This window comes from Pseudomonas sp. SJZ080, assembly GCF_007828295.1.
Classification (GTDB): Bacteria; Pseudomonadota; Gammaproteobacteria; order Pseudomonadales; family Pseudomonadaceae; genus Aquipseudomonas; species Aquipseudomonas migulae_A.
Genome location: NZ_VIUK01000004.1, coordinates 245,579 through 265,812 on the forward strand (window position 1 = coordinate 245,579; position 20,234 = coordinate 265,812).

18 protein-coding genes and 1 pseudogene are annotated in these 20,234 nt (G+C 59.5%); 8 read left to right on the forward strand and 11 right to left on the reverse strand.

The window, feature by feature from the left end; translation table 11 throughout:
* Positions 1–38 precede the first annotated feature (38 nt).
* Positions 39–1,001, forward strand: coding sequence for a zinc-binding dehydrogenase (locus tag FBY04_RS08285; protein WP_145314948.1), 963 nt, complete (start codon positions 39–41; stop codon positions 999–1,001).
* A 114-nt stretch (positions 1,002–1,115) separates the two neighbouring features.
* Here the strand turns inward: FBY04_RS08285 and FBY04_RS08295 are convergent, their stop codons facing one another.
* The 6 genes from FBY04_RS08295 to FBY04_RS08320 form a co-directional block, all read right to left on the reverse strand.
* Complete coding sequence (locus FBY04_RS08295; RefSeq protein ID WP_084321105.1) at positions 1,116–1,769, reverse strand: HAD family phosphatase; 654 nt, start codon at positions 1,767–1,769, stop codon at positions 1,116–1,118.
* Between the two features lie 34 nt (positions 1,770–1,803).
* Positions 1,804–2,793 carry an ABC transporter ATP-binding protein gene (locus FBY04_RS08300; protein ID WP_008030381.1) on the reverse strand — a complete coding sequence of 330 codons (990 nt, stop codon included), beginning with the start codon at positions 2,791–2,793 and terminating at the stop codon, positions 1,804–1,806.
* The gene (locus FBY04_RS08305; RefSeq protein ID WP_008040901.1) at positions 2,790–3,590 is read right to left on the reverse strand and encodes an ABC transporter permease; all 801 of its coding nucleotides are present in this window, start codon (positions 3,588–3,590) and stop codon (positions 2,790–2,792) included. Before FBY04_RS08305 ends, FBY04_RS08300 begins: the two co-directional genes overlap by 4 nt.
* The gene (locus FBY04_RS08310) at positions 3,577–4,413 is read right to left on the reverse strand and encodes an ABC transporter permease subunit (RefSeq protein ID WP_167362964.1); all 837 of its coding nucleotides are present in this window, start codon (positions 4,411–4,413) and stop codon (positions 3,577–3,579) included. The genes FBY04_RS08305 and FBY04_RS08310 overlap by 14 nt, the downstream gene beginning before the upstream one ends.
* A 5-nt stretch (positions 4,414–4,418) precedes the next feature.
* Complete coding sequence (locus FBY04_RS08315; protein ID WP_084321107.1) at positions 4,419–5,225, reverse strand: alkaline phosphatase family protein; 807 nt, start codon at positions 5,223–5,225, stop codon at positions 4,419–4,421.
* A gap of 128 nt (positions 5,226–5,353) precedes the next feature.
* Positions 5,354–6,418 (reverse strand): ABC transporter substrate-binding protein, encoded by a 1,065-nt coding sequence (locus FBY04_RS08320; RefSeq protein ID WP_084321108.1) that lies wholly within the window; start codon positions 6,416–6,418, stop codon positions 5,354–5,356.
* Positions 6,419–6,766: 348 nt separating this feature from the next.
* Here FBY04_RS08320 and FBY04_RS08325 point away from each other — a divergent pair, with 348 nt between their 5' ends.
* Positions 6,767–7,480 carry a UTRA domain-containing protein gene (locus tag FBY04_RS08325; RefSeq protein WP_084321109.1) on the forward strand — a complete coding sequence of 238 codons (714 nt, stop codon included), beginning with the start codon at positions 6,767–6,769 and terminating at the stop codon, positions 7,478–7,480.
* Between the two features lie 30 nt (positions 7,481–7,510).
* Here FBY04_RS08325 and FBY04_RS08330 read toward each other — a convergent pair whose 3' ends face one another.
* Complete coding sequence (locus FBY04_RS08330; protein ID WP_145314950.1) at positions 7,511–8,278, reverse strand: class III extradiol ring-cleavage dioxygenase; 768 nt, start codon at positions 8,276–8,278, stop codon at positions 7,511–7,513.
* Between the two features lie 103 nt (positions 8,279–8,381).
* On the opposite strand from FBY04_RS08330, the gene FBY04_RS08335 reads away from it, so the two are divergent.
* Positions 8,382–9,038, forward strand: coding sequence for a thiopurine S-methyltransferase (locus tag FBY04_RS08335; protein WP_084321111.1), 657 nt, complete (start codon positions 8,382–8,384; stop codon positions 9,036–9,038).
* A 201-nt stretch (positions 9,039–9,239) separates the two neighbouring features.
* Here the strand turns inward: FBY04_RS08335 and htpX are convergent, their stop codons facing one another.
* Together htpX and FBY04_RS08345 are read right to left on the reverse strand one after the other, a co-directional pair.
* A complete protein-coding gene (gene htpX, locus FBY04_RS08340) occupies positions 9,240–10,127 on the reverse strand; it encodes a protease HtpX (RefSeq protein WP_084321112.1) in 888 nt (295 codons plus the stop codon).
* 318 nt (positions 10,128–10,445) lie between these two features.
* Positions 10,446–11,657, reverse strand: coding sequence for a pyridoxal phosphate-dependent aminotransferase (locus FBY04_RS08345; protein WP_008030363.1), 1,212 nt, complete (start codon positions 11,655–11,657; stop codon positions 10,446–10,448).
* A 225-nt stretch (positions 11,658–11,882) separates the two neighbouring features.
* Here FBY04_RS08345 and msrB point away from each other — a divergent pair, with 225 nt between their 5' ends.
* The 3 genes from msrB to FBY04_RS08360 all read left to right on the forward strand — a co-directional run bounded on the left by msrB (position 11,883) and on the right by FBY04_RS08360 (position 13,411).
* Positions 11,883–12,284, forward strand: a complete 402-nt coding sequence (msrB, locus tag FBY04_RS08350; protein ID WP_084321113.1) for a peptide-methionine (R)-S-oxide reductase MsrB — start codon at positions 11,883–11,885, stop codon at positions 12,282–12,284.
* A 183-nt stretch (positions 12,285–12,467) separates the two neighbouring features.
* Positions 12,468–12,953, forward strand: a complete 486-nt coding sequence (locus FBY04_RS08355; RefSeq protein WP_145314951.1) for a glutathione peroxidase — start codon at positions 12,468–12,470, stop codon at positions 12,951–12,953.
* Complete coding sequence (locus tag FBY04_RS08360; RefSeq protein WP_084321115.1) at positions 12,950–13,411, forward strand: MarR family winged helix-turn-helix transcriptional regulator; 462 nt, start codon at positions 12,950–12,952, stop codon at positions 13,409–13,411. Before FBY04_RS08355 ends, FBY04_RS08360 begins: the two co-directional genes overlap by 4 nt.
* Here the strand turns inward: FBY04_RS08360 and FBY04_RS08365 are convergent.
* Positions 13,395–15,716: a response regulator gene (locus tag FBY04_RS08365; RefSeq protein ID WP_145314952.1), complete on the reverse strand. Its 2,322-nt coding sequence runs from the start codon at positions 15,714–15,716 to the stop codon at positions 13,395–13,397. The two genes, FBY04_RS08360 and FBY04_RS08365, sit on opposite strands and share 17 nt — an antisense overlap.
* 168 nt (positions 15,717–15,884) lie before the next feature.
* Here FBY04_RS08365 and FBY04_RS08370 point away from each other — a divergent pair, with 168 nt between their 5' ends.
* Positions 15,885–16,775 carry an ATP-binding protein gene (locus FBY04_RS08370; RefSeq protein ID WP_084321117.1) on the forward strand — a complete coding sequence of 297 codons (891 nt, stop codon included), beginning with the start codon at positions 15,885–15,887 and terminating at the stop codon, positions 16,773–16,775.
* Entirely contained in the window at positions 16,772–17,254 is a 483-nt protein-coding gene (locus tag FBY04_RS08375; RefSeq protein ID WP_084321118.1) for a GAF domain-containing protein, read from the forward strand. Before FBY04_RS08370 ends, FBY04_RS08375 begins: the two co-directional genes overlap by 4 nt.
* Here the strand turns inward: FBY04_RS08375 and FBY04_RS08380 are convergent.
* Positions 17,255–20,202: pseudogene (locus FBY04_RS08380) on the reverse strand (HD domain-containing phosphohydrolase).
* Positions 20,203–20,234: the final 32 nt, after the last annotated feature.

Here is a 20,234-nt window from a genome sequence, read left to right on the forward strand (position 1 = left end):
CAGCTTCGGGCTCAGTCCAGACTCACTATGGAGGCACTGTGAAAGCATTGCAAGGCGTGGAAGGTCAAGTGGAGTGGCTTGAAGAGCCCAGTCCTACATGTGATGTAGGGCAAGTTCGCATTCGTGTGGCGGCAGCGGGCCTCAATCGCGCCGATTTGTTACAGAAGGCGGGACTTTATCCCCCACCGCCGGGGGCCAGTCAGGTACTGGGTCTGGAGTGTTCCGGAGTGATCAGTGAGGTCGGCCCGGGTTCGTCGTGGCAGGTCGGTGATCGGGTCTGCGCCTTGCTGGCCGGGGGTGGGATGGCCGAAGAGGTGGTTGTCGACGGACGGCATGTGCTGGCGGTACCAGAAGGATTGTCCCTCACCGAGGCGGCAGCGCTCCCCGAAGTCTACGCGACCGTTTGGCTGAATCTGTTTCAATTGGCTGCGCTCAAGCCGGGTGAGAAAGTTCTTCTGCACGCCGGGGCAAGTGGAATCGGTTCAGCTGCCATTCAGCTGTGCAAGGCGTTTGGCAACCCGTGCTGGGTCAGTGTCGGTTCTGCCGAGCGGCTGGCTTACTGCGAAGCGCTGGGTGCCCAGGGTGGTGTGGTACGCACCGACGATCTTGAAAGTCTGAGCGACCTGGGTCCGTTCGATGTGGTTCTCGATCCGGTGGGCGGAAACTACGCCGCACTGAACCTGAAACTGCTGGCCCGCGATGGCCGTTGGGTGCTGATCGGCTTGATGGGCGGCCGTGAAGCGAAGCTGGACCTGGCGCAGGTGCTGGCCAAGCGTGTGCAGCTGCTGGGTTCGACTTTGCGTAGTCGTGACGATCAGTTCAAGGCGGATCTGTTCAGTGATTTGAGCCAGCACGTCTGGCCGCTGTTTGCCGAAGGGCGGTTGAGTCCGCAGTTGGCCAGGACGTTTGCGATCAAGGATGCGGAAGCGGCGTTTGCGGAGTTGGCGAGTAATAAGGTGGAGGGGAAGTTGGTGCTGGTGATTGACGAAAGCCTGACCTGACCTTTGTAGGAGCGAGCTTGCTCGCGATGAACCTGAGAGCGCCGTGGTGTGTCAGGTTTGCCGCGTTACAGTTAACGTCCATCGCGAGCAAGCTCGCTCCTACAGGGTTCTGCGTTATTTCCAGATATGGATCGGCCAGCCGGCTTTTTCGGCATGTTCGAGCAATACCGGATCAGGGTTTACCACGTGTGGGAAATCCACCTTCAGCAACAACGGTAAATCGTTGCGTGAATCCGAGTAGAAACTCGCGCCTTCCAGGTTTTCCTCTTCCGCATCCAGCCATTCCAGCAAGCGCGTGATCTTGCCTTCGCGGTAGGTCAGCGTGCCGACGGTGTGACCGCTGTAAACTCCATGCAGCACTTCCAGCTCGATGCCCAGAATCTCGTCGATGCCCAGACGATCGGCAATCGGCCTGACCAGGTGCGTACCCGACGCCGAGATCACCAGAATCCGGTCACCCGCCTTGCGGTGCGCGGCGATGGCTTTGGTGGCGTCACTGAAGATGATCGGTTCGATGAAGTCTTCCACCCACGGCCCCACCAGATGGTCGACCTCTTCCGGCGTGCGTCCGATCATCGGCTCGAGGCTGAAGGTCATGTAATCCTCCATGCGCAGCTTGCCGTGGCTGTAAGCGTCCATCAATTCGTTGTTCTGCCGCATGAACGACTCGGGATCGACCCAGCCCAGGCGACCCATTTGCTCGCTCCAGAGGGTGGCGCAGTCGCCGTGGATCAGGGTTTCGTCCAGATCAAAAATTGCCAGGGCCATCAGTGCAGTTCTCTCTTCAACATCAGCAAAGGCATCAGGCTACCTCACACAGGGCCGTCGGATCGATGGAAAGCGCCAGCCGCTGACCATCGGGATGCAGATCGGCCGCCGAGCGGTTGAGCACATCCACCACCAGTTCCACGCCCCGGGCCTCGATCCTGTAGCGAATCACGTTGCCCAGCAGGCTGTGGCTGCGCACTTGTGCGTCAAGTTCGCCGTTCAGGCTCAGTTCGATGGCTTCCGGGCGAATCGCGATGCGATGCGTAATCGGTCGTTGCAGCAATTTCGAGGCGTTGTCGGCGTCGAGCAGGTTGTAGTTGCCGATAAAGCCGGCAGCGAACACATCCACCGGCGCGGTGTAGAGGGTTTCGGCGTCGCCGCTCTGTACGATCTTTCCCTGATTCATCAGGAAAATCCGGTCAGACATGGTCAGCGCTTCCTCCTGATCGTGTGTGACGAAGATCGTGGTCAGGCCGAGCTCGCGCTGGATCTGGCGGATCTGTTCGCGCAAATGCTTGCGAATCCGTGCATCAAGGGCTGACAGCGGTTCGTCCAGCAGCAACAGGCGTGGGCGGGTCACCAATGAGCGGGCGAGGGCGACGCGCTGGCATTGACCGCCGGACAGTTGGTGCGGATAACGGGCGGCGAAATCGTTGAGTTCCACCAGTTTCAACACCTCGGCAACGCGCTTTTGGCTGTCGTCGCTGTTCACCTTCTGCATGCGCAAACCAAAGGCGACGTTTTGTTCCACGGTCATGTTCGGGAACAGCGCATAGCTTTGGAACACCATGCCGATCCCGCGTTTTTGCGGGCTCAGTGGCACGATGTCGACACCATCGAGCAAGATCTTGCCGCCATCCACCGAGGTCAGCCCGGCGATGCAGCGCAGCAGCGTCGATTTGCCGCAACCGGACGGGCCGAGCAGGGTGACGAATTCGCCCTTCTGGATTTCGCAATTGATGTCGCTGAACACCGTGGTGCCCGCGTAATTCTTTTGCAGATGTTGGACGCTGACATAGCTCATTCGCTTTTGTCCTTGTTCAAGATATTGGCCGCCCAGGTCAGAACCAGTACGAAGAAAAAGTAGGAAATCACCAGCGCACTGGTGAAGTGGCCGCTGCTGTTACGCATGTTGTTGAGGTAGACCTGCAGGGTTTCGTAGCGGGTGCCGACGAGGATGTTGGCGAACACGAACTCACCGAACAGGAACGAGAACGACAGCAGCAATGCGACCATCAGACCTTTGCGCAGGTTAGGCAGCACCACCAGGAATGCCGCCTGAAAAGTGCTGGCGCCGAGCAGTTGGGCGGCGTCCATCAGGTCGCGCAGGTTGATCGCTTGCAGGTTGTTGGTGATTGCCCGGTACATGAACGGCAGCGCCACGGTGAAGTAGCAGCCGATCAGAATCCATGGCGTGCCGACCATCGCGAACGGCCCCGAACCGTAAAGCTGCAACAGTCCCACCGACGACACCACCGGTGGTACCGCGAAGGGCAGCAGGATCAGGATGTTCATCAGCGCATCGAGTTTCGGGAAGTGGTAATGCACCACGAACAACAGGGGCAGAATCAGCACCACTGACAGGATCAGCGCACCGACGCAGACCAGCAGTGATTGGCCAAAAGCACTCAGGAATCGCGGATCGCTCCACAACTGCACATACCATTTGACGGTGAAGCCGCTGGGCAGAATGGTCGCCGACCAACTGCTGGCAATCGAGTAGATCAGCGTGCCAACCAGTGGCAGCAACAGAATGGCAAACAGCAGGTAAACCACGACGCGGTGATAGATACCGACGGGGCCCAATTCAGCGCGAGACATGGTAGCTCCTCTTCAACAGCAGCTGATGCACGATGGTGACCAGGGTCATCAACGCCACCAGCACAACGGCCAGCGCACTGGCGAGGTTCGGGTCCAGGGAAATGTCACCGGAGACCATCGCCGCAATGCGGATCGGCAGCACGTTGAAGTTGCCGGTGGTCAGTGCGTAAACCGTGGCGTAGGCGCCGAGGGCGTTGGCCAGCAGGATCACGAAGGTGCCGAGCAGTGCCGGTGTCAGGACCGGCAAACCGATGTGCCGCCAGAACTGCCAGCCGTTGGCGCCCAGCAGCGCGGCAGATTCACGCCAGTCCTCACGCAGGGCGTCGAAGGCCGGGTAGAGCAGCAGCACACCGAGGGGGATCTGGAAATACGTGTAGAGAATGATCAGCCCGGTTTTCGAGTACAGGTTGAAATCCTGAATGATCCCGGCCTGCTTGAGCATGATGGTGATGCTGCCGTTGAAGCCCAGCAGGATGATGAACGCGAAGGCCAAAGGCACGCCGGCAAAGTTGCTGGTCATGTTGGCGAAGGCGTTGACGAAGTTACGCAGCCTCGAGTCGACACGGCGCAGGGAATAAGCGCCGAGCACCGCGATGATGATCCCGAACACGCTGGACCAGAAACTGATCTCGAGGCTGTACTGGATCGCCTGCAGATAGAACTTCGAATTGAAGATCTTGGTGAAGTTGGCCAGGCCCCAGCCGAACTCTTCCGATTGCAGGCTGTTGATCATCACCCAGATGAGCGGGGCGATCTCGAACACGATAAAAAACAGTGCGAAGGGCACGAGGCACAAGGCCGCCAGCCATTTGCCGCGAGTCATGGCGTTCACTTGAGCAGCTCCCGGCACACAGGTTTGTCGTGGGCCACGCCCAGCAGTTCGCAGACGGTGCCGCAGATTTCGGTTTGTTTCGGTGCGGCGCTGGCGTTCAAACTGAAGGCGTCGCCGAGCACGAACAGCGGCACTTCACGTTCTTCCGACAGCAGGCCATTGTGGGAGCGGTCATTGTTCATGCCGTGGTCGGCGGTCACCAGCACCTGGTAACCGGCGTCGAGCCAGCCTTGCAGGTAGTCGGCGAGAATAATGTCCGCCGAGCGGGCGCTGTTGCGGTATTGCGCGGTGTCGAGGCCGTGCTTGTGCCCGGCGTCGTCGATATTCATGGGGTGCACCAGCAGGAAGTTCGGTGCGTGGCGCAGGCGCAGGTTTTCCGCGTCGGCGAACAGGTGCGAATCCGGGTAGTGATCGTTCCAGTAGAAGTGGCCGTGCTGGATCGGCAGTTCGGGGGCGTCAGTGTGTCGGTCCCGGGCGGCCACGAACGGCGACCGGTTGTACAGCTCGCTGACCCAGTGATAGGCCGCGGCGGCGGTTTTCAGGCCTGCGTCAGTGGCGTAATGGTAGATGCTGCGTTGATTGGACAGGCGCGAAACGTTGTTGTGGACGATGCCACTGTCGATCGGCGTGACGCCGGTCAGGATGCATTCGTAAAGTGGTCGGGACAGGGCCGGCAGTTCGCACTCCAGTTTATAGAGCGCCGCGCGTCCTGCGCCAACGTAAGCCTGCAGGTGCCCCATGGCGTGGCGCGCGACCTCGTAATTGAGGCCGTCGAGCACGACAAGGATGACGTTGTGCTTCATAGGGGCGGAACTCCGCGAAACAGGTGGATCGATAAAATTTGCAGGAGCCGGCTTGCTGGCGATCCATGCGCCGCGGTCTGTCTGAGCACTGCGGTGATGCAATCGCCAGCGAGCCGGCTCCTACAGTGTTACTTCATCTCGACGATGACTTCTTCGTTCCACTTCTGCGGCAGGGCCTTGGAGGTCTTCTCCCACGCGTCCGCGTCCTTGATCGGAGTCACTTTTTTGTACTGCTCGTTCGGCAGCAACTGAGCCTGAACATCGGCTGGCAATGTCAGGTGTTCAGCACGGATCGGACGAGCGTTGCCGCGCGCCAGGTTGATCTGGCCGGCGTCGCTGAAGATGTATTCGCGGGCCAGTTTGGCGGCGTTAGGGTGCTTGGCGTATTTGTTGATGATGGTGGTGTAACCGGAAATCACCGAGCCATCGGATGGGATCAGCACGGTGTAGTCATCCGGGTTGGCCATCTTGGCCTTGTAGCTCAGGCCGTTGAAGTCCCAGACCACGCCGACTTCGATCTCGCCCTTTTCCATGGTGGCAATCGTCGGGTTGGCCATGGACAGGCGGCCTTGCTTGGCGATGTCGGCGAACAGCAACAGCGCCGGCTGAAGGTTCTTCTCATCGCCACCATTGGCAAGGGCTGCAGCCAGTACGCCGTTGGCGGCTTGTGCAGCAGTGCTGACGTCACCGATGGAAACCTTGTACTTACCGGTTTTCAGATCGGCCCATTTGGTCGGGGCATCCGACCCGTGCAGCAGCTTTTTGTTAACGATGAATGCGATGGTGCCGGTGTAGGCCAGTGCCCAGTTGCCTTCTTTATCCTTCGCCCAATCAGGAATCTGAGCCCAGGTGCTTGGCTTGTAGGGTTGGACCACGCCTTGCTTGACCGCGATCGGGCCGAACGCTGCACCGACGTCGCCGATGTCGGCGGTGGCGTTGTCTTTTTCAGCGGCGAACTTGGCGATTTCCTGGGCCGAGCTCATGTCGGTGTCGATGTGTTTCAGGCCGTAGTTCTTGGCCAGGTCATCCCAGGTACCTTTCCAGTTGGCCCAGTTGTCGGGCATACCGACACTGTTGACCTCACCTTCCGCTTTCGCTGCGGCTTCCAGGGTTTTCAAATCATCAGCCGCCATGGCGGCGGTGCACATGGCAATGGTCGAGCCTAACAGTGATGCCAGGAAAAGCTTTTTCATCCGAAGCTCCTTTGGGCGTTTTCACGCTGCGATTGCGGTGGTGTTGGTCTAGGTCAGCAATACCTGAGCCAATCTAGGCGCCTCTGATGACATTTTGATGTCGACCAGCGGTCCTCCTCTATCTTTTGTGCAACAACACTCAGGCTTCGGGATAAGCGTAGACCATGGCTAAAGAGCTGATATGAAAGGACTTGGCCATGAAATTGCAGGCGTCTGGCCTAACCGTTCAGCGCCTTTGTCATCTGTCAGTCATCTGCAGTGCCTAGGCTTGCTGAAAGTTGACGAAGCCGTTTCAAATGACGGTTTCGCCCCGAAACAGTGCTGGTCTAGTCCAGATAGGTAACGTTGATGCGCATCGAGACAACCAAAGCGGTGACAGCCATCGGGCAGGTTCTTCAGGAACAGCTCGATCACGGGCTCCTGGCGCCCGGCAGCAAGTTACCGGCGGAGCGCAAGCTCAGTGAGTTGTTCGGGACCACACGCATTACCGTGCGCGAAGCCCTGTTGCAGCTGGAGGCCCAAGGGCAGATTTATCGCGAGGAGCGTCGCGGCTGGTTCGTGTCGCCGCCACGCCTGGCTTACAACCTGATGCAGCGCAGTCACTTCCACGCGATGGTCAGCGCTCAGGGGCGAGTGCCGTCCACCGAAGTGATTTCGGCGCGGTTGCAACCGGCGTCGGCTGCAATCTGTGCCTGGCTGCAGTTGCCGGCGTTGTCGAGTGTGATTCAGATCTGCCGCGCGCGGCGAATTGATGAGCGACTGGTGCTGTACGTGGAGCACTACCTCAATCCGCAGTATTTTCCAGGGATCCTGGAGTTCGATCTGAATCAGTCGATTACCGAGCTGTACGCGCGGCATTACGACTTGCATTACGGGCGGGTGCGATTCGAGATCGTGCCGACGGCCTTGTCGGTGGATGCCGCTGCGGCGTTACGGGTGTCGGTCGGGAGCCCGGGGTTGCGCATCGCCCGGGTCAATTACGATCAGCATGAGCGGCTGATCGATTGTGACCTGGAATTCTGGCGGCACGATGCGATTCATGTCGGTGTCGATGTGGTCTGAGCCTGGCCGCCGCAGGCCCGGGTTCTTGCATTACCCGAAGCGGTAGATGTCCATGCCCAGGGCACCCATGGTGAATCCCTGGTGGCTCACGCTGAATGTGCCTCCGGCACTGCGGGCAAAGTACAACGGCAGCAAGTGTTCATCACTTGGATGGTTACGCACGGCGTTCGGTGCCAACTGACGGTAATCGTGCAACGCGGTTTCGTCGTTGGCCTGAAGTTTCTCGATCATCCAGTCGCGGAATACCTTGGCCCACGGTTCAACGCTTTCCGGGCCGGCATGCCAGTCCAGTTCGCGCAGGTTGTGGGTGATGCTGCCGGAACCGATCAACAGCACGCCCTGTTCGCGCAGGCTGCCCAGTGCGTGCCCGACGCGGGTCTGCAGGGCAGGGCCGCCGCGTGTAGGCAGCGAGACTTGCACCACCGGGATATCCGCCTGCGGATACATCAACGACAAAGGCACCCATACGCCATGGTCGAAGGGCCGTTTGGTGTCGATGTGTGCGGGCAAGTCACTGCGCTTCAGCAGCTCGACCACCTCTGCGGCCAACTGTGGATCGCCGGGCGCCGGGTATTGCACCTCGAACAATGCCTTGGGAAAGCCACCGAAGTCATGCCAGGTTTCAGGTTGAGGATTGCCGCTGACCAGCAGCTCATTGCTTTCCCAGTGTGCGGAAACAATCACGATGGCCTTGGGTTTCGGCAATTCGGCTGCCAGGCGCGCGAGGGCCGGCCCGCTGGCACCGGGTTCCAGGGCCAGCATGGGCGAACCATGGGATATATACAGGCTGGGCAACATGAATGAGCTCCTGAGAGTTAAGATGGCGTCATCTTCAGTCAGATCATTGATCTAAATCTAATATAAGTTTTAGGGTGTTTTGATCGAATTTTCGGAGATATTTATGCAGCCGGAGTTTTGGCACAAGCGGTGGACGTCGAATCAGATCGGCTTTCATCTGCCGGAAGTGAATCCATATCTGCAACGGTACTGGCCTCAGTTGGGTCTGGAGGACGGAGCGCGCGTGCTGGTGCCGTTATGTGGGAAAAGCCTGGATTTGCTATGGCTGGCGAAATGCGGTCACGAAGTGTTGGGTGTCGAGTTGTCGGAAAAAGCAGTGGAAGACTTTTTCCACGAACACCAATTTGACCCGGATGTCAGCGATCAAGGGCCTTTTACGGTGTATCGGGCGGGTTCGATCGAGATCTGGTGTGGTGATTTCTTCGCCTTGACTGCCGGCGATGTTGCCGATTGCAGCGCACTGTACGACCGAGCTGCGTTGATTGCCTTGCCACCGAAAATGCGAGAGCAATATGCGGCTCATCTGAACCGGATTCTGCCCAAAGACTCTTTGGGGCTTTTGATCACGCTGGATTATGACCAGGCGCAAAAAGACGGACCGCCGTTTGCTGTGCTTGATGATGAAGTGCAACGGTTGTTCGGCGCGGTGTGGTCGCTGAAGATCCTGGAAGACCAGGATGTTCTGGGTGAGAGCTGGAAGTTTATCGAGAGTGGCGTGACGCGGCTTGAGGAGCGGGTTTATCGGGTTTCTGCTCGGTAATCGATGTTGACTTTACCGGCCCCTTCGCGAGCAAGCCCGCTCCCACATTCGATCTTCAGTGGACACAGAATATGTGAACGTCAGAGATCAAATGTGGGAGCGGGCTTGCTCGCGAAGGGGCCGGAATGAGCACCACAATAATCAGCAGACAAAAAAAGGCCCGCATTCACTGCGGGCCTTTTCATTTGGTGCCGAGCCTGATCAGCCCCGACGACGCAATGCGTCGATACGCTCTTCCAGCGGCGGGTGGCTCATGAACATGCGGGCGAACCCTTGTTTGATGCCACCGTTGATGCCGAACGCGTTCAGGGTGTCCGGCATGTGCACCGGCAGGCCCTGTTCTGCACGCAGGCGTTGCAGGGCGCCGATCATCGCGTTGGTGCCCGCCAGGCGTGCACCGGCTTCATCTGCACGGAATTCGCGTTTGCGCGAGAACCACATGACGATGGCGCTGGCCAGGATGCCCAGGACCAGTTCGGCGAAGATGGTCGCCACGTAGTAGGCGATGCCCTGGCCTTCTTCGTTCTTGAAGATCACCTTGTCGACAAAGTTGCCGATGATCCGTGCAAAGAACATGACGAAGGTGTTCACCACGCCCTGGATCAGCGCCAGGGTGACCATGTCACCGTTGGCCACGTGGCCGATTTCGTGGGCCAGAACGGCTTTCACTTCATCCGGCGAGAATCGTTCGAGCAGGCCCTGGCTGACCGCGACCAGTGCGTCGTTCTTGTTCCAGCCGGTGGCGAAGGCGTTTGCCTCATAGGCCGGGAAAATCCCGACTTCCGGCATCTTGATCCCAGCTTCGCGGGACAGTTGCTCGACCGTTTGCAGCAGCCATTGCTCGTGGCGTGTGCGTGGCTGGGTGATGATCTGGGTGCTGGTGCTCATCTTCGCCATCCACTTGGAGATGAACAGCGAGAACAGGGAACCGGCGAAACCAAAGACCGCACAGAAAATCAGCAGCTGATTGAGGTTTAGATCAACCCCGTTGGCCGCCATGAACCCGTTGAAGCCGAAAAGGCTCAGGGTGATGCTGGCAATCAGCACGACCGCCAGGTTAGTGGCCAAAAACAGCAGGATGCGCATCATGGTTGTAGAAATCTCCTTTTGCTAAAGATGTAGCGTACTGCGGGGTATATAAGGTGCTGCACCGGGCTATTCAACCGGGTGACTATTTCAAACTGTGTCCTACAGCAAGAGTCTAGCCGCTTGCAGGGCATTTCCGACGTGGATATGGGAAGCGATTGTCAGCCGATTCGCATCGCAAGCCCCGTCAGTGTTGGGCGCGGTCATGAAACAGAGCGTCGGTGGACAATTGAAGCGGGGATGCCCGGCGAGGGATAAAGATATGTTGCTGAATTGATCCTCGTGCGACTTTCGTTGGAAAGTCGCACGCGGCCAGGCCGATTACTGGCGATAGGATTTGAGGAAGTTGCCGATTCGTCCGATGGCCATGTCCAGGTCATCGACGCGTGGCAGGGTCACGACGCGGAAGTGGTCCGGCCATGGCCAGTTGAAGGCGGTGCCTTGCACGACCAGCAGCTTTTCCGACAGCAGCAGGTCGAGCACGAATTTCTCGTCGTTGTGGATCGGGCAGACTTTCGGGTCGATGCGCGGGAACGCATACAGCGCACCCATCGGCTTGACGCAGCTCACGCCGGGAATGTCGTTGAGCAATTCCCAGGTACGATTGCGCTGTTCGAGCAGGCGCCCTTGCGGCAGCACCAGGTCATTGATGCTCTGATAACCGCCGAGGGCGGTCTGGATCGCGTGCTGGCTCGGCACGTTGGCGCACAGGCGCATGTTCGCCAGCATGTCGATGCCTTCGATGTAGCTTTGCGCGTGATGTTTCGGACCGGAGATGGCAATCCAGCCGGAACGGAAACCGGCGACGCGATAGGACTTGGACAGGCCGTTGAAGGTCAGGCACAGCAGGTCCGGTGCCAGCGAGGCGGTGCAGATGTGCACGGCATCGTCGTACAGGATCTTGTCGTAGATCTCATCGGAGAACACCACCAGATTGTGCTGACGGGCCAGTTCCAGCATGCCCAGCAGGACTTCTTTCGAATACACCGCGCCGGTCGGGTTGTTCGGGTTGATGATCACCAGCGCCTTGGTGTTCGGCGTGATCTTGGCCTTGATGTCGGCCAGGTCCGGCCACCAGTTGGCCTGCTCGTCGCACAGGTAATGCACCGGGTTGCCGCCGGACAGGCTCACGGCGGCGGTCCATAGCGGATAGTCGGGAGCCGGCACCAGCACTTCGTCGCCGTTGTTGAGCAGGGCCTGCATCGACATCACGATCAGTTCGGAAACGCCGTTGCCCAGGTAGATGTCTTCAATGCCGACGCCTTCTACCTGTTTCTGCTGGTAGTACTGCATGACGGCTTTACGCGCACTGAACAGGCCCTTGGAGTCGCTGTAGCCCTGGGCTGTCGGCAGGTTGCGGATCACGTCCTGGAGGATTTCGTCCGGCGCTTCGAAACCAAAAGGCGCCGGGTTGCCGATGTTCAGCTTGAGGATGCGATGGCCTTCCTCTTCCAGGCGTTTGGCGTGCTTGAGCACTGGGCCGCGAATGTCGTAGCAGACGTTGGCGAGCTTGTTCGATTTGCTGACCTGCATGGCGATGTGTTCCCGAAAATGAACGATCCAGGCGGCGTTTGAACAACCGTGCTGGGAATCCTGCGTATTCACACAGGCTGACGCCTTGAGAGGCAGCACTCATAAATCCGTTTGAATGCGCGTGGTCTGGCTGCCAGACTGGCGTTTGACGAGGCGCAATCATACGTGCCGCCCGATCCGTGGAAAAGGTACAGATCGGGCTTTTTCAGCTGCCGAGGTGTGATGATGGAAAAGTTGGAGAAAACCCTGGAAGAATGGCGGGCGATGCTCGATCCGGAGCAGTACAACGTTTGCCGCCTCAAGGGCACCGAGCGCCCGTTCTCCGGCAAATACAATGACAGCAAGGTCGACGGCGTTTACCACTGCATTTGCTGCAACAAGCCGCTTTTCGACTCCAGGACCAAATTTGATTCCGGCTGCGGCTGGCCGAGCTTCTATGCACCGATCGGCGACAGCGCCATGGTCGAGATCCGTGACATCAGCCACGGCATGATCCGCACTGAAGTGGTCTGCGCCAAGTGCGATGCGCACCTGGGGCACGTGTTCCCGGACGGTCCGCCACCGACAGGCCTGCGGTATTGCATCAACTCGGTGTGCCTGGACCTGGTCCCGCGCGAATCAGATTAGCTCGATCCTCTGTAGGAGCCGGCTTGCTGGCGATAGCGGTGGATGGAGCCCATCGCGGCGCGCCGATCGCCAGCAAGCCGGCTCCTGCAGGTTCAGGTTGCGCGTCAGGTGATTTAATTAAATTGCACACAATTCAATTGCTCGCTATGTTTGCCTCATGTTCCTTCACATAGAGCGCACATCATGAGCGACAACCTGCTGAGCATCCCGTGCACTACCATCAAGGGCGAGCAAAAGACCCTGGCTGATTTCGCCGGCAAAGCCGTGCTGGTGGTCAACACCGCGAGCAAATGCGGCTTTACTCCGCAATACAAAGGCCTTGAGGAACTGTGGCAGACCTACAAGGACCAGGGCCTGGTGGTCCTCGGTTTTCCCTGCAACCAGTTCGGCAAGCAGGAACCGGGTAACGAAGGGGCGATTTCCGAGTTCTGCGAGCTGAACTACGGTGTCAGCTTTCCATTGTTCAAAAAGATCGACGTTAACGGCACCGGCGCCCATCCGCTGTTCGTGCAGTTGAAAAAACGTGCGCCGGGTGTGCTGGGTTCCCAGGGCATCAAGTGGAACTTCACCAAGTTCCTGATCGGCAAGGACGGCCAGTTGGTCAAGCGTTTCGCTCCGGCGACCAAGCCGCAGGACCTGAGCCGCGAGATTGAAGCCCTGCTCAAATGAACACCTTGTCCGTCGATTCCCTGAAGCTCGACAGCCAGCTCTGCTTCAAGCTGTACGCCGCCTCGCGGGCGGTGATCCGTGCCTACAAGCCAATGCTTGATCAGCTCGGCCTGACCTATCCGCAATACCTGGCGATGCTGGTGTTGTGGGAATGGCAGGAGGCAGCGCCGGATCAGCCTACGGTCAAGGCTCTGGGTGAGCGTTTGGCGCTGGACTCCGGCACGTTGACGCCGCTGCTCAAGCGACTTGAGCAGTTGCAACTGGTTCAGCGCCAACGTTCGGCACGGGATGAGCGTGAGGTGCACCTGAGCCTGTCGCCAACCGGCAAGGCGTTGCGTGATCAGGTCGGGCCACTCAAGGCCCGTCTGCTGTGTGACAGCGGCGTCGATCTGGACCGGCTCAATGAATTGCGCGATGGCCTCGATCACCTGTTGGGACAGATCAGGTCGCTATCGTAGTCGGCATCCATAAATCCAGCAGCGCGGCCAGTTCTTCCCGCCGGAATGGTTTGGCGAGGTAATCGCTCATGCCCGCCGCACGGCAGCGTTCGCGCTCTTCGGACATGGCGTTGGCGGTCAGGGCGACGATGGGTAGCTGCGGCCAGCGCCCGCTGCGACGGATTTGCCGACTGGCTTCATAGCCGTCCATCACCGGCATGTTGCAATCCATCAGCACCAGATCGAACTCACTGTGTTCCAGCTGATCCAGCGCTTCACCGCCGTGCGCCGCGACAATCACCTCGCAGCCGAGTTTTCCGAGCATGCCCTTGGCCACCAACTGATTCACCGGGTTGTCCTCCACCAGCAGCACCCGACCGCGTCGCTGAGGTGAGAGGGCTTCCAGGCGTGCATCGTTGAGGATGTTGATTTCCGGCTGCAGGATTCGCCGCAGTGTCTGGTACAGCGCATTACGCGCCAGCGGGCGTGCCTGTTGTTGCAGAGGTGCCAGGGCGCTGGCCTGTTCGCTGGGCATGAAACTGCCGTAGGCGGTCACCAGCAAAATTGGCGCGGAACAGTTGGGGCGCAGGCCAAACAGGCATTCCGGGCAATCGGTGATCACCATGTCGGGTTTCAGGCCGATCATCGAGTCATCGATCGAACGCTGCTGGTAATCGAGGCCCCATCCCGGCAACAGGCTTTTTAACAGTTCAGACAGGCCGCTGCTGGCGGCGGTAATCGCGATGACCTTGCCGCGCAACATCGCCGGTGACAGGGCGCGGGTGTGGCAGGGCAGTGGCAGATCGGCGCAGAACTGGCTGCCGAAACCCGCTTCCGAGCTGATGGTGAGGCGCCCCTGCATGGCTTCGCAGAGGTTGTAGGTCAGCGCCAGCCCCAGCCCGGTGCCGCCGAACTGTCGGGTAATGCCAGCGCCGGCCTGGGTAAAAGGCTGGAAGATCTTGACCTGAGCTTCCTGGGCGATACCGATGCCGGTGTCGCAGACTTCGATTCTGACGCCCTCTTCGAACGTCGACAGGCGCACATCGACCCGACCGAATCGGGTGAACTTGAGTGCGTTGGACAAGAGGTTGCTGACGATCTGCCGCACGCGGGTCGGGTCGCCGAGCACCAATGCCGGAAATGCCGGATCGATCAGGCACGTCAGCTCGACGCTTGGCGCCGCGTTCTGCGACAGCAGGTTGGCGGTGTCCTCGATCAGTGAGCCGAGGTCGAACGGAATGTGTTCGAGTTCGAGCTGGCCAGCATCGAATTTCGACAGGTCGAGAATATCGTTGAGCAATTCCACCAGCACTTTGCCCGAGTCATGGGCGATGGACAGTTGTTGCTGTTGCTCGGCATTCAGCGGGCCGTCCAGGGAAAGGGCGATCATCCCCAGCAAGCCGTTGAGAGGCGTGCGGATCTCGTGGCTCATGTTGGCGAGAAATGCCGAGCGCGCTTCCGCCATGTCCAGGGCCGTGCTGCGCGCGACTTCCAGTTCCTGATTGGACTGGCTGAGCCGGCTGTTGATTGCCTTGAGCTCTGCAGTGCGCGCCGACACGATGTTTTCCAGTTGCCCGAGGTAGTCGGTCAGGCGGTTTTCGGCGTTGCGCCGCTGCTGGATCTCAGTGGCGATGTTTTCGAACTGCTGGTTGGCAACTTTGACGAGCACACCGATTTCATCGTTCTCATGGCCCGCCGGGTACTCCAGCCAGGTGGGTTCAACGCTGCGCGGATCGCGGCTGCTGAGTTCGCGGATGACTCGCACCAGCGGCTTGGTCAGCATCACGTAGAACAACGCCAGCAGGATGCCGGTCAGGAGCAGGCTGCGGGCGAACCCGTTGAGCAGGGTGATTTCGGCCCGGCGCAGGAACCGGTTGCCGAATGAATAGGTGTCGACGTCCAGGCGCAGCGTGCCGAGGGATTCGCTCGGCAAGTGATCCAGATACAGACGGTCTTCGAATACGCGGTCGGCACCAAACAGGAAGTCGCTGATCACCCGGTAGCCGCTCTGTACGCCGGGCCGCTTGACGCTGGCCAGCACGGTGCCGTTGTTGTCGGTCAGTTGCGCACCGATGATCGCCGGTGAGCGCAGCAGGCCCAGGGTCAGTTCCTGGGCGAGTTCGGCGTCGATGTTGTAGGCAATGCGTGAGGCGGGGTTATGGCTGATTTCCAGTAAAGACAGTATTTCCCGGTTGATGGAGGCGTCTTCACTGGCATAATCGATGCCTATTTGCAGCAGGCTTAGCAGCGTGCCCAGAATGAAACCGACCAGCACGGTAAGCCGGGCTTGCTTGTAGGACAGCCGGTTGGTGAACTTGATATCCATGGGGTGTCGAACCACTTCCGTTTCCCTTCGCTGCTCAAGCATAGTCGATCATGCATGGATACCGATGTTCTCGCGAGCCCTTGTGGAACAAGGGATGCCCCGGGTACCGAACACCGTGTTTCGTCGCTGCAGCGCCATCATTACTGTGAACGTGCCCGAGGAGAAGACGTGGATTCCCGATTGAATGCTTTTCTTGAACGCGCCGATGCCGTTCTGGCCCGTATCGAACCATTGCTGCCTGCACCTCGGCAAGCCATCGACTGGACGCATTGCCTGGCTGCACGCTGGCAGCGCGAGGGACGCAGCGGTTTTCTGTTGCCGCTGCAAGTCAGCCTCGACATGCGTTTGTCCGACCTGATCGGTGTCGATCGGCAACTGGAGCAACTGGGGCGCAATACCCAACAGTTCATCGACGGCATGCCGGCCAACCACGCACTGCTCTGGGGCTCGCGTGGCACCGGTAAATCGTCGCTGGTGCGCGCTTTGCTGGCCGAACACGCCCAGGCGGGTCTGCGGTTGATCGAAATCGAGCGCGATCACCTGGCGGACTTGCCGCGGGTGGTCGAACAGATTGCAAAATTGCCCCAGCGCTTCGTGCTGTTCTGCGATGACCTGTCGTTCGAATCGGGTGAAGGTGATTATCGCGTGCTCAAGAGCGTTCTTGATGGTTCTCTCGAACAGGCACCGGACAACGTTTTGCTGTACGCCACGTCCAACCGTCGCCATCTGGTGCCGGAAAAGGAAAGCGATAACGAAAACTGGAAACGGGTCGACGGCGAACTGCATCCCAGCGAGGCCGTGGAAGACAAGATCGCGCTGTCGGACCGTTTTGGCCTGTGGTTGTCGTTCTATCCGTTTACCCAGGAACACTTCCTCAATGTGGTCGAGCACTGGATCGGTCAACTGGCCGACAAGGCCGGCCTCAAGTGGCAGCGTGACGAAGAACTGGACATCCTCGCGGTGCGCTGGGCCACCGGCCGGGGCAACCGCAACGGACGTTGCGCCTATCAATTTGCCCGCTATTGGGTCGGGCTGAAGCTGTTGGAGCACAAGGCATGATCGATTTACAACAAAGCGGCCGGGGCCTCGAAGGCTACGGCATGCTGCACGCACAGCTGGAATCCTTGCTGGCGGACGAGCGGGACTTCATCGCCAATGCCGCGCAGTTTTCTGCGTTTCTGTACAACCAGCTCGATGACCTGAACTGGGCTGGTTTCTACCTCAATCGCAACGAAGAACTGGTGCTCGGCCCGTTCCAGGGGCAAATCGCCTGCGTGCGAATTCCCTTCGGTCGCGGCGTCTGCGGCACGGCGGCGGCGACGTTGCAGACGCAGTTGGTCGAAGACGTGCACGCTTTCCCCGGACATATTGCCTGCGACAGCGCGTCGAACAGCGAGCTCGTCGTGCCATTGGTCAAGGACGGTCGCCTGATCGGCGTGCTGGACCTCGACAGCCCGAAGCTCGCTCGGTTTACCGCTGACGATCAAGCCGGCATTGAAAAGCTGGCGGCCATTTTCCTGCGCCTGACCGATTGCTGATCATGCCCTGAGGCCTGCCTTGGCCAGCAGGCCTGACGGATCCACCGCGTCGATCTGCTGTGGATCAAGGAATCGATCGGCGTACTGCCGGTAGATCTCGGCGTTGATGAACAGCCCGAACAATTCGGGGTCAATGTGGGCGTCACGGCACATCGTGGCCATGATGCCCAGCGCTTCGCTCAAGGATTTGGCTTTCTTGTAAGGGCGATCAGCGGCGGTCAGCGCTTCGAAAATATCGGCAATCGCCATCATTCGCGCCGGCAGGCTCATTTCTTCGCGCTTCAACTGTTTGGGGTAACCGGTGCCGTCCATTTTTTCGTGGTGGCCGCCGGCGATTTCCGCGACGTTGTTGAGGTGGCCGGGGAAGGGCAGGTGGCTGAGCATCATGATCGTCTGCACCATGTGGTGATTGATGATGTAACGCTCCTCGCGGGTCAGGGTGCCCCGGGCAATGCTCAGGTTGTAGAGTTCGCCCCGGTTGTACTTGTAGCGCGGCACGTCGAGTTTGAAACCCCAGGGATTGTCTTCGGGAATCAGTTCGCCCTCGGCGCGTTCGAACAGGTGCTCGGGTTTGTCCGCCAGCAATGGCTCGCTGACCGGCAGCGTCGGTGCCGGTGTTCGCGCCTGGCGCCGGTTCTCTTCCCAGGAAACGCCCAATCGGTCATCCAGGGTTCGGGTCCAGGTACGTTGAGCCAGGCTGCGCAGGCGTTGCAGATCGGCATCGGCCATCGCCTCGCCGCCCAGATTGCAACGGGCAACAAACGCAAAATCATCGTCGAGCCCCGCCAGCGTGGCATTGCGCAGTTCCGCCAGGTGCTGCTCGTCGCCGCCCAGGGCAATGGCCTGCCAGTAACTGATCCAGGCATCGCGCTTGAGCACTTCGAAGCGGGTGCGGATTTCGTGAATGCGGTCGTTCAGGGTTTCCAGCTTGGTGGCTTTATCGACAACGTATTCCGGCGTCGTGACCTTGCCGCAATCGTGCAGCCACGCAGCGATGTGCAGCGCCTCCCACTCGTCTTCGGTGGGTTGATAACCGCTGAAAGCGGGGTCCTGACTGACCGCGGCAGCCTGGGCGAGCATCAAGGTCAGCGCCGGCACGCGCTGGCAGTGACCGCCGGTGTAGGGGCTTTTGGCATCAATCGCACCGGCCAGCAGTTGAATGAAGGCATCCAGCAACTGTTTCTGTTTGGCTTGAAGGCGTTGACTTTCGATACTCACGGCGGCCGCACCGGACACGGCCTGAAGGAACGCAATGCGGTCCGGACGAAGTTTCTCGAGATCGCTTTGATCCCCGCTGTCCTCCAGCAACAGGATCAGCAAGCCCACGGTTTCGTTATGACGATTGTGCAGGCGGATACCGATCAGATGCACCCGCGGACACTCCATCGCCAGCAACACTTTCTGCAAATCCCCCGCTTGTTCGAAACCGAGATTGATGACCACATTATCGGCCTTCGACAGCTGCCGCAGCCATGCCGGGCTTTGTGGGTCGCCGGGTTCGTGGCCGCGAACATCGAACGCTGGCAAGGCCTGTGAGATGCCGTCGATGACCAGACCGTGAGGCTGCATGCGATCACCGTCATTTTCCCGCAGGTAGATCAGGCCGGCCTGGGCCTGGCCGATTTTCACGGTTTCGAACAATACCCGTTCCAGCAAGGGCGCGAACCGCGTCTCGGCGCTCAGGCTGCCGGTGATCTGGAAAAAACTCGCCAGGGTATCTTTCATGCGGCCCATCGACACACTCAGTTGGTCGACTTCGAGCACCAGCGAGCGACGGGAGACGGGGAATCTGAAATTGAAACTGCGAATGGCATCGGCTTCCTGCACCAGCGCTCGCAGGGGCTTGACCAGAATTCTCGAGGTCAGCCAGCCCAGCGGCAGGCACAACAGCAACGTGGCCAACGTGATCAACGCGCCTTGCCAGCGTATGCGATAGGCATCGGCGAGCAATTCGTCTTCCGGTACCAGCAGCGCCAGTTGCAGACCCTGTGGGCCACCTTCCCGCATGTGGCTGCGGGCAACGATCCATTGGCGGCCGGCGGCCTTCAGCCGGTTGCCCGGGGGGGATTGTTCAGCAATGCGCCGAGGCCGGGACTCAGGTCGGCGGCCTTGCTCAGCCGGGGAGTCTGGTCGTCGACGATCAGCTTGCTGCTGTCGGGGTAAGCGATGGTATAGCCTTCGGCATCGAACAGCACGATTTCGGTACTGGGGGTGACGACATGTTTGGCCAGGGTCGCGGACAGTTCCGCCAGCGTCAGGTCGGCGCCCAGGATGGCGTGTGCACCGCTGCGGCGGGCCAGGGTGGTGCCGACGTTGTGAGTGGAGAAAAAGAGGTAGGGTTCGGTGGTGATCTGATCGCTTTCGCTGCGGGCATTGGAAAACCAGGCGCGTGTTCGTGGATCGTAGGTGTCGTCTGGATTGTCCTGGCGGCTGATCGGGTTCAGGTCGTGATCGAAAAACAATGATTGGGAGTGCAACTGGACGCTGCTGCTGTTCCTCTCGATGCTCCACACCTGATAAGCAGCGGTACCCGGTGCTTTGAGCAGGGTTTTCAAGGCGTCGGTTCGCAAGGGCCGAACCATGAAGAAATCACCGTTGTCGTAGCCCAGGTACAGCGAGGCCAGGTCAGGGTTGTCCTTGAGCGACTGGCTGAAGGGGCCGAGCAACGCCAGGCGTTCTTCCAGGTTCGTAGCCTGCGCTGCCGGGTTGTATACCAGCAGGCTCAACAGATGATGGATGGGCTCATAGGTGGCGTGCAGGTCCAGCCGGACGTCCTGCTCGATGCGCTCGAAGAGCTTTTCACTGCTGGAAAGAATGATCTGCGTGGTTTGCCGATAGTTGAAAATGCCCAGCACCACACCGGTCAGCAGCAACAGCAGGGTAAACATCACACTGATGTGCACGTGCAGGGGAAGCCGCCGTTGATCCGGGCGCAGTGGGCTGGGCATTGCGGTCACTCCATGAGGTTTAACACACTGCT